Genomic DNA, 12,869 nt, shown 5'->3' on the forward strand with positions numbered 1-12,869 from the left:
GCCTCCCGCCCCTGATTGCCGAGCTTCGGCAACGAAATCATAAGCGAACTCGCGGAGTCCGTGCGGTGTCTGCCGGGACGTTGAAGGGCAGGCTAGACGTTGAGCATGTGTAGCACCTGGTCGCCATCGCCGGCCGGGCAACTAGGAAATGGGAAAGGAGTCTGAGCGGACATGACCACCCACGACGCCACCAGACGGGGAGGGTTTCCGCCGATCACGGTGCGTCCGGGACTCGCCGTGTCGGTGGCGGTCGTCACCGTCCTGCTCGCCGCGCTCACGCTGCCGGCCACCGTGCCGGACCGACCCGGATTCGCCTACCTGTCCGGTGGGCTGATCGGCGCCGGCCTGCTCGTCGGCATCCTGCTGGGCGCGGACCTGATGCGGGCCCGCGCCGCCCGCCGGGCCGGGCTGACCGTCGTCGGCATCACCGTCGGCGCCTTCGGCAGCCGCCTGACGGTCGCCCTCGGCGACCGCGACCGGGGGAGCGCCGGCATGGCGGGGGCGGGCATGACCCACTCGGGCCGCCCCGCGGCCGGATCCGCCGAGCGTTCCGGGCCCGCCGGTTCCCCGACCACGTTCGGCGCGGGCGGCGGAGTCGACGTCGTGCTGCCGCCGGCCGCCGGCCCGAGGGACCCGGCCGCCGGCCCGAGGGACCTCGAGTCGGGCGCCGACGTCCGCGCCGAGGCGCAGGTCGCCCGCGCCGGGCTCGCCGTCACCACCCTGGCCGGCGCCATGCTCGTCACCCTCGGCGCACTCGCGCCGGCCGGGACGCTGGCCCTGGCCGGCCAGGTGGCCATCTGGGTCGGCACGTTCGCCCTGCTGGTGACCTTCATCGACGCGCTGCCCAGCCCGCGCAGCTCCGGTGGCCGGCTGATCGCCGCCCGGGTGCTGCGTCGCACCGGCAGCCGGGAGCGCGCCGAGCAGGCCGTCGCCCGGGCCGGCGTCATCAGCGGCTGGTCGCTGATCGCCGTCGGTGCCGCCGGCGTGTTCCTCGTCGGCTTCGTGGGGCTGTGGGCGGTGCTGCTCGGCTGGTTGGCGCTGGGTGCATCCCGGCTGGCCCAGTCCCAGCAGCGCACCAACGCCGCGCTGGAGGGTCTGGTAGCGCGGGATGTCATGAGCCCGGCGCCGCCGACGCTGTCGTCCTGGTCGACCGTGGACGACGCGCTCGACGACGTGGTGCTGCCCGCCCGCCGGGCCGTCTTCGGGGTCGAGGACTTCGACGGCTCGCTCGCCGGGGTGGCGCTGCTGCGCGATCTCGCCGCAGTCCCCATGGACGACCGCGGTCTCGCCCGGGTCAACCGGGTCTGTGTCCCGCTGTCCATGGTCGCGACTGCCGCGCCGGACGACGCGGTGGCCGACCTGCCCGCGCGGCTGCTTGAACGACCGGCCGCCGGCTGCGTCGTCGTGGTGGAGCCCGGGGCGGACGGCAGCCTGCGGATGGTCGGCACCGTCGGCCCGGTCGAGCTCAGCCAGGCGATCGAGACGGCGCCGCTGCGCGGGCGGGGCGCCGGGGCGGTGCGGCCCGGCAACCTCTGGCGCTGATCGGCGCCGGCGGCCGGCTTGCTCCGGCCGTGCCCCGAGCCGGATCCCCGGGTGGGATCCGGCAGGGGCGGACAGCAGCCTCGCTGCACCCCCCTGCGACTACTAAAAGTTAGTGATCCGTCGCTTCATGTCCATCCTGCTGATGGCGTGACGCGCGTGAACGTGCTCTGACCGGCCGCTGGCAACGGCGCCCGGCCGGTCAGAGCGACACCTTCCGCCCCGGAGGAGCCGGGGTGGCGCATCCGGGCCGCGACCCGACACCTCTGGAGATCTCCGTGCACGTTCCCCTCTGGGCCTGGGCCGCCTTCGTCGGCGCACTGCTCGTGCTCCTCGCCATCGATCTGCTCGCCCACCGCAAGGCCCACGTCATCGGCTTCCGCGAGGCCGCCTGGTGGAGCCTGCTGTGGGTGTCCCTCGGCATCGGCTTCGCCGGGGTCGTCTGGGCCTGGCAGGGCCCCGGTGCCGCCGGTGAGTACACCGCGGCCTGGCTGCTCGAGAAGAGCCTGTCCGTCGACAACCTGTTCGTCTTCGCACTGATCTTCTCGTACTTCAAGGTCCCCCGGGAGTACCAGCACCGGGTGCTGTTCTACGGCGTGCTCGGCGCCCTGGTGCTGCGGTTCGTGTTCATCGCCGCCGGGGTCGCCCTGCTCGAGCAGTTCAGCTTCATCATCTATATCTTCGGCGCGTTCCTGATCTACACGGCCGTGAAGATGCTTCGCGACAACGGGGTCGAGATGGACCCGGCGCAGAGCCGGGCGGTGAAGCTGCTGCGGCGGGTCATACCGGTCACCGACGAGTACCAGGGGCAGCACTTCGTCCTGCGCCGCGCGGGCAAGCTCGTCGCCACGCCGCTGCTCGCCGTCCTCGTCGCGATCGAGACCGCCGACGTGCTGTTCGCCTTCGACTCGGTGCCCGCCGCGCTGGGCGTCACCGACAAGACGTTCCTCATCTACACCAGCAACGCGCTTGCCATCCTGGGTCTGCGTTCGCTGTTCTTCCTGCTCGCGGGCCTGATGGAACGGTTCCACCACCTGGCGACGGGGCTGGCGTTCATCCTGGCCTTCATCGGCGTGAAGATGCTGCTCACCGACGTGTGGCACATGCCGATCGCGCTGTCGCTCGGCGTGATCGCCGTCGCGCTGGCCGTCTCGGTGATCTGGTCGCTGCTGACCGAACCGCCCGCAGAGGAGTCCGCCGAGAAGGCGGCGCCGGCCGCGGGTTCCTCGCCGGCGCCGGCCTCGGGCGCTGACCCGGCCTCGGGCGCTGACCAGGCGGTTGGCGCCGACCGTGCCTCGGGCGCCGACAGGGCGCCGGAGGTGGACCGGGAGCCCCGGGCCGAGACGTCCGTGCCCGGGGGACGGCCGGGCGGATCCCGGCACCCGTGAGGGGGCGGGTGACGGGGTCGCGCCACGGGAGGTCTCCGCGCCGGGCGGCGGGCTCCGCGTGGAGGCTCGTGCCAGGAGCCCCGCCGGGCGCGGCCGGCTCGTCGATCGTGGTGATCGCGGCCTCGACGACGGGCCGCGACGGGCCGCCCCGCCGGGCGCAGTCAGCTTGGTCGCGCCGGCTCGCCGCGCGGGCCGGGCGCCGGCGTCCGGCGGATCCGCCGGACGCCGGGAGGAGGCGCGGTGAAGATTGCGAACGGGTCGCGGTCGTCCGCCGGCTGGCCGGTGTTGACGGCGCGGAAGATCCGGTCCCAGCGGAACCAGCGCGGGCCGCCCCGGTCCAGGCACCAGGCCAGCAGGTACCAGTGGCCGCCGGTGAAGGCCAGCAGCTGTGGCTCCACCCGACGGCCCACCGTCCGGCTGCCGGCGGCGTCCTGGTAGTCGATCGCGAGCACCCGGCCGGCCCGCAGCGCATCCTCGATGGTGGCGGTGAGCGCCGTGCGGGCGACCGCGGGCGGTCCTGCCCAGCCGCGGGAGGCCAGCTCGGCGACCTGCCGCTGCTCCGGCGAGGGCATGATGTCGAGCAGCTTTTCCAGCGCCGCCGCCCCGTCGCGGGTCAGCGGGCCGGTCGCGGGGGCGGCCAGCGCCACGGCGGCCGCGGTGGCCTGGCCCTGGGTGAACGCGACGGGCGGCAGCATCGCGTGCTGGGCGAGCACGTATCCTCCGCCCGGCCCGGAGATCCCGCCCACGGGAACCCCCGCGTCCTGCAGAGCCAGTAGGTCCCGGCGGATCGTCCGCACGCTGACGTCCAGCCGGGCCGCCAGGCTTGCGGCGGTTCGCCCGGCGGGTCCGGCCCGGCGCAGCTCCTCGACGATCGCGGTCAGTCGATCTGGGTGCGGCATGTGTTCCACGTTGACAGGGCCTTGTCGCGACTGGTGGCGAAACGGCGCGACTTGGGCAATCTCGCTGCCCCCTGCCCGTGATGTGCGGGGACGGAGGGCGGAGCGCGGTGGGCGGAGGACCCGGGTGCCGCGGCGCGGTGGCCGGTCCGGCGGCGTGCGGGCGGCCGGCAGCGCCGGCTGCGACGGTCGGCGCGATGGTCCGCGGCACGAAACCGGATTCCGTGGCCTTTCCGGTGGCCGCGGCGGCTGCCGTGATCGGCGGTCCGATATTCCGTTCGGGCATTGCCGTGGCCCGCACCCGCAGCGTTTCCGGTGCATCTTCCGGTTATTTCGGAAGGCCGGTGCGGGATGGTGGTGCGCGACTCGCCGGGAAGGGGAACGTGGACCCTCACGATGCGCTAGTTACCCTGGTCGCGACCGGTACCCGGGCCGGTCGGCCGGGGTGGGGCCGGTTGCGGCGATCATCGTGCGCGGGGTTCGGCCATGAGTGCGGCGGCACCGGCGAAATCCTGATCGATCACCCTGGCTCGATGTGCTCGCTGGTGCGCTGCGTGGACGTACGGCGGGGTATCTCCAATTTCCTGATTATCGTTTTACGTTCTAGCGAAGGCGGATAATGCATAGTCTGTTGGCGGTCGTCGTGTCCCACGGAGGCTCGACCCATCTCTACCAGTTGCTGTCGGCCCTGGTCGCCATGAATGGCTGCGGGGTGGTACTGGTGGAGAACGACACGCTCGCCGGGCGCCCGGTGCCGGCCGGGGTGCGCGTCGTTGAGGGCCAGGGCAACGTCGGCTACGGCACCGCCGTCAACCTCGCCGTCAACCTCGCCGTCGAGGACGGCCCGGCGCCGGACTGGCTGCTGGTGATCAACAGTGACGTGACGATCCCCGCCGACACCGCGGAGGTCCTTCCGAAGCTGCTCGGGTGGTACCCGCCGTCCGTCGACGTCGTCGGCTTCCCCTTCCTCGCCAGCGAGGGCGGCCCCGGACGGTCCCGGGGGGTGTTGCCGACCCCGCGCACGAGCGCCTTCATCACGCTGCGCGGCGAGGCGGCAGCCGTCGCCCGCTGGCCGCAGCTGCGCTACCCGGTCGGCGCCTTCTTCGCCATCCGCGTCCCGACCTTCCTGCGCCTCGGCGGCTTCGACCCCGCCTACTGGATGTACTACGAGGAGACCGACCTGTTCGCCCGGCTGTACGCGGCCGGCGGCCGGATCGCCTGGGCCGACGACGAATGGCCGGTGGTGCACGTGGGCGGCGAGACCGTCGGCCGCTCCGGCCTGCTGCACGCCGAGCTCGGCCGCGCGGCCGCCGTCTACGCCCGCCGCCATCGCGCCACCCTGGGCTGGAGCTGGCCCGCGGTGCACGCCGGCCAGCTCGCCGTCCTCACCGCCCGCAAACTCGCCACCGGCCGTCTCCAGGACGCGCGCCGCGCCGCCGGGATCCTCGCCGGGCTCGCGGCTGGCCTGACCCGGCCGACCTGGGAACCCGCCGTGCGCTCCCGTTGGCACGCCGCACCCGCCGCGACCCGCCGTCGCCTCGGCCACCTCCCCCCGGCCGAGCCCGCTCGGATCGCCGCCGGCCAGATCGCTGTCGGTCAGGCTGGAGCGGCCCAGGTTGGAGCGGCCAAGGTCCCGTCCGCGGCGCGCGCTGTCCCGGCGCCGGCACCCCGGTCCGGTGATCCAGAGCCGGGACCCGACCCCTCGGCCGTCGATCCCCTCACCACCGGGTAAGCCTCCCCGGGACCCCAGAGACCTGCTGCGACGGGCGTCTTTTCACCGAGATCGGCTTTTCACCGAGATCGGCCGGTTCTCGGGCTTCACCGCCTTCCTCGTGGTGGCGCGGTTCCGCGGAACACCATGATCGCCGGGGTTGGGGCTGGGACCGTGGTTGGGGTCGGGGCCCGGACGCGGGGCGCGGTTCCGGGCCATACCTGCCGATTGGATCACGTAGACGGCATCGCTGCGGAAGGCATCGCCCGAGTCGGTGAACCCCATCTTGACGGCTACGCGGATCGACGCCGCGGTGTCGGGTGGATCAGAGACATGAGACGACCGAGCCCCGGAAAACGAGTACGTCTGGAAAGAGTCGCAGGTCCCCACACGGACAACGGCCACCGCCGGCCGCGGCGGAGTGGACTTCCACCCGGGTGCGTTCGTGTAGACCGTCGACGCTCGCGGTGCCTCCGACCCGGACGCGGTCGAACGTGCTGTGCGGAACCCTCCGAACCCGACACCGCACCCCACCGGCCGGTGCTTGCCGCGGTTGGGGTGTTCCTACCCGGAGCGGCAGATCTCGCGGACAAGGCGTCCACGCAAGCCGGTGATCTGGACCTCGGCGCGGTCGCCGACCGGCTCGCCGACCTGGTCCGCGACCGGTGGTCCGCGGAAGCGATCCGGCGCGACATCAGAGGTTGTCTCGTGTGGGGCTGGGCTGGGTACATATCCGATCATGGATGTGATGGAGAACAGCCTGGCTGTGCGGCTGGTCCCGGATGATCTGTGGGAGCTGGTGGAACCGTTGCTGCCCCGGTTCGAGACCCGCCAGCAGGGTGGAGGGACCGCGCCGCTCGAGGATCGGGCGGTGTTCACCGCGGTGGTCTCTGTGTTGACCGTGGGCTGTGCCTGGCGGCATCTGCCGACCGAGTTCGGGTTGTCGGTGCCCACGGCGCACCGGCGGTTCCAGGCGTGGACCCGGGCGCAGGCGTGGACCCGGGCGCAGGCGTGGACCCGGGCGGGAATGTGGCCCCGGCTGCACCGGGCGATCCTCGACGCCCAGGGTGGCGCCGGGCACGTCGACTGGTCGTCGGTGATCGTGGACGCGGCGAGCCTGCGGGCGACAAGGGGGGAAGTCTGACCGGTCCGAACCCGGTCGATCGCGGCAAAGCCGGCTCGAAGATTCATGTTCTGACCGACGAGGCCGGTCTGCCGCTGGTCGTGGCGGTGTCTGGGGCGAACCTGCACGACAGCCAGGCCCTCGTCCCGCTGGTCGTCAGCATTCCGGCGATCCGGTCCCGGCGTGGGCCGCGGCGACGCCGACCCGACAAGCTACGGGCCGACAAGGGCTACGACTACCCGGACCTGCGCCGTTTCCTACGCCGGCGCCGCATCACCGTACGGATCGCTCGGCGCGGGGTGGACAGCAGCGAACGCCTCGGCCCATACCGGTGGAAGATCGAACGGACGATTGCCTGGCTTGACGGGTACCGCCGGCTGACCATCCGCTACGAACGCGACGGCCACAACTTCCTCGGGTTCCTCTGCCTCGCTGCCGCGATCACCTGCTGGAAGAAACTCCCCACCTGAGACAACCTCTAAGCCCGGGAAGCAGCGCCACGTCTGAGCGGAGACAGCTACTCGTCCGCCGGCAGCCCGCGCTCCTAGATGTCCTTCAATTCCCCTCGAAGCTTCCACACCCCTGGGCGCTCCGCGCGGTCGAAGTGGCTTCCCGGCGCATAGCTGCTTGCAGCGGCACATAGATCAACCAGGCCGTCTCGCATACGGACTCCGCGAACCGGCGGCCACTTCTCCCGCCGGCGGCGACGCGGTCCCCCAACAGCTCCCACATCGCCTGACTCTCCCCGTCGAAGAACATCAGACAGTAATCGGCCAGCTCATGCGCGTAATAGGAGTTGGCAGGCTCCTCATGGGCTCTCGCGGCCCACACCGCCAGTTTCCCGACGATATAGTCGGCCTGCAGCCCACCCTCCTGCGCCCGGCTGAACGCCTCCCAGAACTCGCCTTGGTCGTCGAGGTCTGGCGTGGGCAGCAGATCCAACAGATCCAGCAGCAGCTTCACGTCGGCCGCTTGGTGCGGGCTGGTCGTCCGTCGTCACGGCATCTCCTCGTCTCGGGTTCTGCCGTCAAGCCTGAGCAGCCCCGGCGTTCAGCGCCGAGCAAACAGGACGATCCGACCGTGTCGCGCGGGACCGTCCGCGCCGATGACCCCCGGGGATCCGGCGGCCGACCGGGCTAGCGGCTGGACGGTTCCCGGATCCGGGACCTGCCTACTCCTGCCGCTTAGGGGCGTGAACAGTCCGACAATCGGGGCAGTCTTTGGACGACGGCGGCCGGCGGAACGTCAGCTTCACCCCGGGCCCGGTCTGCGGGCGGCGGTGCTTCCGGCAGCGAAGGACGATCGCCGCCGGGTTCTGCGGCTTCGCCGCTGGGTCATCCATGCCGCTGAGGATGGCCGGCTCTGCCGGTCCGCGCCGTAGTCCCCACGTGATCCGCTATGCGACCGGGATCAGTGTGACCGACAGCTTCGCCAACGGGCCGCCGCCGTTGTCGTGCCGGCCGCGCCGGGTGGGCAGGAGAACCACGGGGACGGCGGTGCAGGTCGGGAAGCCTCCGCCCCGCAGGTACGCGGGGGATCGCTGTCTGTGGCGTATGCCTTGGATACGTCGCGCATCCGGCCTGCGGGTGCGCGGGCGAGGCCACCATCTTCGAGGCGCCTCCGGGGGTGTCAGCTTCTGTTACACCCCTCCCGCCCGTCCGCGGCTTTCGCGAAGGGTTCGATCTGAAGACCCCTGGGATATGATCGGCGTGGCTCCATTCGCGTACCGAGTGAATGGCCGCGGGCCGGTGAATCCGTCCTCGACACGCCGCTCTATTTCGACGTGTCAGGAGACGGGAATCATGCCTACGTTCGGCTGGCGGTTCTTCACGATCAACGAACCACGCTTGCGTTCCTTCCCGGCCAAAGGGCCGTACGGCTATCTCTACTCGATGCCCGGTGTTAACCGGCTTCCGCCGTACCGGTGGCAGCCGTACGAGAACCAGCCGAAATGCGATAATGGCTGTGAGAATCCGCCGACTGCCGGATGCGGCTGCGGGTTCTACTCCGTCGACGACCTCGAAGCCCTGTGCGCGGGCATGGCCCGCAGCGCCCCCGCACTACTCGCCGCAGGCCTCCCGCTCGCGCTGAACTGTGTCGGCCGCATCGAGCTGATCGGCCGGATCACCACCGGTTTCAAGCACCCACTGATCGCGGGCGAAAGGGTCGCCGAACGGGCGCGAATCGTCGGCCCGCTGTGGCTCGCGCCGGGCATCTACTACGAGGCGGCACGGACAGCGGAACGGTTCTACGAGGTAGAGGTTGTGGGAACACCGCAGGATCCGGGCAGATTCTGAGACGATGCGCAGGCACGATCTGCCGGTCACCAGCCGCGGGCGCGCCATTCGGCGAGGTGGGGGCGTTCGGCGCCGAGGGTGGAGTCGAAGCCGTGGCCCGGGTAGATCCACGTCGTGTCCGGCAGGGGGCCGAACACCTTGCGCTCCAGGTCGTCCATCAGCGTGGTGAAGGCAGCGGCGTCGCCGAACGTGTTGCCGGGGCCGCCGGGGAACAGGCAGTCGCCGGTGAACAGGTGCGGGGCGGCGGGGTCGGCGTCGTAGAGCAGCGCGATGGAACCGGGGGTGTGGCCGACGAGGTGGATCGCCCGCAGGGTCGCCCGGCCGACGGTGATCTCGTCGCCGTCGTGCACGACCCGCGCGGTGGGCACGGGGATCTGGGGGGCGTCGTCGGCGTGGGCGACGGTGGTCGCGCCGGTGGCGGCCACGACCTCGGCGAGCGCCTGGACGTGGTCGGCGTGCCGGTGGCTGGTGACCACCGTGGCGAGGCCCGCGTCGCCGATCAGCCGCAGCAGCGTGCCGGCCTCGTTCGCGGCGTCGATGAGCAGCTGCGCGCCGGTGACGGGACAGCGCAGCAGGTAGGCGTTGTTGTCCGCCGGGCCGACCGCGACCTTGGTCACCGTCAGGCCTGGCAAAGCCCGCGTGTCCGCCGGGCCGCCGACGGTGACCTTCCCGGTGTAGCCGCCGGTGGTGGTCGCGCCGGCCTCGTCGCCGTGGGCGTCGCTCATATGTGGTCCCCTCTCCGGGCGGACGGCTCGGTCTGCTCGGGCGTCGCGGCCGCCTGAGGTGATTGTCGGCGCCCGGCGGGTCGCCGACACCGCGGACCGGGGTGAGACCACGCCGGCCGCGGAACACCCACTTCAGGCAGGTCGTTACCTTCCGTCGGGTGACGGCCGTGACGCCGACCCGCGGGCGGGTGCCCGGCGGGTGAAGCCGGCGACCGGCCGCGGAAAAACTGTCGGACCCCATCCGTAGCATGGCCACACTCGCCCAGGTCCGATTTTCCGGAAGATCATGAGGGATCGACGATGGCCGACCGTCTTGTCGTGCGTGGCGCGCGTGAGCACAACCTCCGCGACGTCGATCTCGACCTGCCCCGCGACGGGCTGATCGTCTTCACCGGCATGTCCGGATCCGGCAAGTCCAGCCTCGCCTTCGACACGATCTTCGCCGAGGGGCAGCGGCGCTACGTGGAGTCGCTGTCGGCGTACGCCCGCCAGTTCCTCGGCCAGATGGACAAGCCGGACGTGGACTTCATCGAGGGCCTGTCCCCGGCGGTCTCCATCGACCAGAAGTCGACCTCACGCAACCCGCGCTCCACCGTCGGCACGATCACCGAGGTCTACGACTACCTGCGCCTGCTGTTCGCCCGCGCCGGCCGGCCGCACTGCCCGAAATGCGGGCGGCCGATCTCCCGGCAGACCCCGCAGCAGATCGTCGACCGGCTGCTGGAGCTGCCCGAGGGCACCCGCTTCCAGGTGCTCGCGCCGGTGGTGCGCGGGCGCAAGGGCGAGTACCTCGACCTGTTCGCCGAGCTGCAGAGCTCCGGGTTCGCCCGGGCCCGCGTCGACGGCACCGTCGTCGCGCTCACCGACGTGCCGAAGCTGGAGAAGCAGCGCAAGCACACGATCGAGGTCGTGGTCGACCGGCTGGCGGCCAAGGAGTCGGCCAAGCGGCGCCTGACCGACTCGGTGGAGACGGCGCTGCGCCTCGGCAGCGGCCTGGTCCTCGTCGACTTCGTCGACCGGCCCGCCGACGACCCCGAGCGTGAGCGGATGTACTCCGAGCACCTCGCCTGCCTCTATGACGACCTGTCCTTCGAGGAGCTCGAACCGCGCTCGTTCTCCTTCAACTCGCCCTACGGCGCCTGCCCCGAGTGCACCGGCATCGGCACCCGCAAGGAGGTCGACCCGGAGCTCGTCGTGCCCGACCCGACCCTCTCCCTGGCGCAGGGCGCGGTGGCGCCGTGGGCCGGCGGGCACAACAAGGAGTACTTCGAGCGGCTGCTCACCGCCCTGGCCGAGGACCTCAGCTTCCGGATGGACACCCCCTGGGAGGGGCTGCCGGAGCGGGCCCGCAAGGCGGTGCTCCACGGCAGCGGCGAGACCGAGATCCACGTCGGCTATACCAACCGCTACGGCCGCAAGCGGTCCTACTACACCTCGTTCGAAGGGGTCATCGGCTTCATCGGCCGCCGCCACCGGGAGGCCGAGTCGGACAGCAGCCGGGAGCGGTACGAGGGCTACATGCGCGACGTGCCCTGCCCGGCCTGCCGCGGCGCCCGGCTCAAGCCCGAGTCGCTGGCGGTCACGGTCGGCGGCCGGTCCATCGCCGAGGTCTCCGGGATGGCCATCGGGGAGTGCGCCGAGTTCCTGCGCGGGCTGGAGCTCGGCGAGCGGGAGCGGACGATCGCCGGGCGCGTGCTCAAGGAGGTCGACGCGCGGCTGACGTTCCTGCTCGACGTCGGGCTCGACTACCTCTCCCTCGACCGCGCCGCCGGCACCCTGGCCGGTGGGGAGGCGCAGCGCATCCGGCTGGCCACCCAGATCGGCTCCGGCCTCGTCGGGGTGCTCTACGTCCTCGACGAGCCGTCGATCGGGCTGCACCAGCGGGACAACCGCCGGCTCATCCAGACCCTGCTGCGGCTGCGCGACCTGGGCAACACCCTCATCGTCGTCGAGCATGACGAGGACACCATCCGGGCCTCCGACTGGGTGGTCGACATCGGCCCCGGCGCGGGCGAGCACGGCGGGCGGGTCGTCGTCTCCGGGCCGGTGGCGGAGCTGCTCGCCAGCGAGGAGTCGATGACCGGCGCCTACCTCTCCGGCCGGCGCCAGATCCCGGTGCCCGACATCCGCCGCGCGCCGACGAAGGGCCGCGCGCTGACGGTGCACGCCGCCCGCGAGCACAACCTTCGCGACGTCACGGTCTCGTTCCCGCTGGGCTGCTTCGTGGCCGTCACCGGGGTGTCCGGGTCGGGCAAGTCCACCCTCGTCAACGACATCCTCGCCAGCGTGCTGGCGAACAAGCTCAACGGCGCCCGCGAGGTGCCCGGCCGGCATCGGACCGTCAGCGGCCTCGACCACCTCGACAAGGCCGTCAGGGTCGACCAGTCGCCGATCGGCCGCACCCCGCGGTCCAACCCGGCGACCTACACCGGCGTCTTCGACCACATCCGCCGGCTGTTCGCCGAGACGACCGAGGCCAAGGTTCGCGGTTACCTGCCGGGCCGGTTCTCGTTCAACGTCAAGGGCGGGCGCTGCGAGGCGTGCTCCGGTGACGGCACCATCAAGATCGAGATGAACTTCCTGCCGGACGTGTACGTGCCGTGCGAGGTCTGCCACGGTGCCCGGTACAACCGGGAGACCCTCGAGGTCCACTACAAGGGCCGCAACATCGCCGAGATCCTCGACATGCCGATCGAGGAGGCGGCCGAGTTCTTCGCCGCGGTGCCGGCGATCGCCCGTCACCTGCGCACGCTCAACGACGTCGGGCTCGGCTACGTCCGCCTCGGCCAGTCGGCGCCGACGCTGTCCGGCGGTGAGGCGCAGCGGGTCAAGCTCGCCTCCGAGCTGCAGCGGCGCTCCACCGGCCGAACCGTCTACGTCCTCGACGAGCCGACGACCGGGCTGCACTTCGAGGACATCCGCAAGCTGCTCGGCGTGCTCGGTCGGCTCGTCGACGCCGGCAACACGGTCATCGTCATCGAGCACAACCTCGATGTGATCAAGACGGCGGACTGGATCATCGACATGGGGCCGGAGGGCGGCACCGGCGGCGGGCGGGTCGTCGCCCAGGGCTCGCCCGAGGTCGTCGCCGCGGTCGAGGAGAGCCACACCGCGGTCTTCCTGCGGGAGATCCTTGGCGACCGGGTGCCGGCCACCGGTGGGGCGGCCGCCGAAGCCGCCGGTGGGGGAG

9 protein-coding genes are annotated in these 12,869 nt (G+C 71.8%); 6 read left to right on the forward strand and 3 right to left on the reverse strand.

Features of this window, described 5'->3' with window-relative positions:
• The first annotated feature begins 171 nt into the window (after positions 1-171).
• Together FRAQA3DRAFT_RS01485 and FRAQA3DRAFT_RS01490 are read left to right on the forward strand one after the other, a co-directional pair.
• Positions 172-1,542, forward strand: coding sequence for a hypothetical protein (locus tag FRAQA3DRAFT_RS01485; RefSeq protein ID WP_009399431.1), 1,371 nt, complete (start codon positions 172-174; stop codon positions 1,540-1,542).
• 275 nt (positions 1,543-1,817) lie between these two features.
• Positions 1,818-2,927 (forward strand): TerC family protein, encoded by a 1,110-nt coding sequence (locus FRAQA3DRAFT_RS01490; protein WP_063820830.1) that lies wholly within the window; start codon positions 1,818-1,820, stop codon positions 2,925-2,927.
• 161 nt (positions 2,928-3,088) lie between these two features.
• Here the strand turns inward: FRAQA3DRAFT_RS01490 and FRAQA3DRAFT_RS01495 are convergent, their stop codons facing one another.
• Positions 3,089-3,826 carry a YafY family protein gene (locus FRAQA3DRAFT_RS01495; protein ID WP_009399433.1) on the reverse strand — a complete coding sequence of 246 codons (738 nt, stop codon included), beginning with the start codon at positions 3,824-3,826 and terminating at the stop codon, positions 3,089-3,091.
• Positions 3,827-4,442: 616 nt separating this feature from the next.
• On the opposite strand from FRAQA3DRAFT_RS01495, the gene FRAQA3DRAFT_RS01500 reads away from it, so the two are divergent.
• Together FRAQA3DRAFT_RS01500 and FRAQA3DRAFT_RS32275 are read left to right on the forward strand one after the other, a co-directional pair.
• Entirely contained in the window at positions 4,443-5,555 is a 1,113-nt protein-coding gene (locus FRAQA3DRAFT_RS01500) for a glycosyltransferase family 2 protein (protein ID WP_009399434.1), read from the forward strand.
• Positions 5,556-6,282: 727 nt separating this feature from the next.
• Positions 6,283-7,127, forward strand: a protein-coding gene (locus tag FRAQA3DRAFT_RS32275; protein WP_085950016.1) for an IS5 family transposase whose coding sequence is annotated in 2 segments (ribosomal slippage) — positions 6,283-6,661 and positions 6,661-7,127 — 846 coding nt in all. Because the reading frame shifts where the segments join, the coding sequence is not laid out codon by codon here.
• An 85-nt stretch (positions 7,128-7,212) separates the two neighbouring features.
• Here FRAQA3DRAFT_RS32275 and FRAQA3DRAFT_RS01515 read toward each other — a convergent pair.
• A complete protein-coding gene (locus FRAQA3DRAFT_RS01515; protein WP_009399435.1) occupies positions 7,213-7,620 on the reverse strand; it encodes a hypothetical protein in 408 nt (135 codons plus the stop codon).
• 839 nt (positions 7,621-8,459) lie between these two features.
• Here FRAQA3DRAFT_RS01515 and FRAQA3DRAFT_RS01520 point away from each other — a divergent pair.
• Positions 8,460-8,954 (forward strand): hypothetical protein, encoded by a 495-nt coding sequence (locus FRAQA3DRAFT_RS01520; protein WP_009399436.1) that lies wholly within the window; start codon positions 8,460-8,462, stop codon positions 8,952-8,954.
• Positions 8,955-8,980: 26 nt separating this feature from the next.
• Here the strand turns inward: FRAQA3DRAFT_RS01520 and FRAQA3DRAFT_RS01525 are convergent, their stop codons facing one another.
• Positions 8,981-9,679 (reverse strand): MBL fold metallo-hydrolase, encoded by a 699-nt coding sequence (locus tag FRAQA3DRAFT_RS01525; RefSeq protein WP_009399437.1) that lies wholly within the window; start codon positions 9,677-9,679, stop codon positions 8,981-8,983.
• A 300-nt stretch (positions 9,680-9,979) separates the two neighbouring features.
• On the opposite strand from FRAQA3DRAFT_RS01525, the gene uvrA reads away from it, so the two are divergent.
• On the forward strand, positions 9,980-12,869 hold a 2,890-nt coding region (gene uvrA, locus FRAQA3DRAFT_RS01530; RefSeq protein ID WP_009399438.1), incomplete at its 3' end, for an excinuclease ABC subunit UvrA.

The organism is Frankia sp. QA3 (genome assembly GCF_000262465.1).
GTDB lineage: Bacteria > Actinomycetota > Actinomycetes > Frankiales > Frankiaceae > Frankia.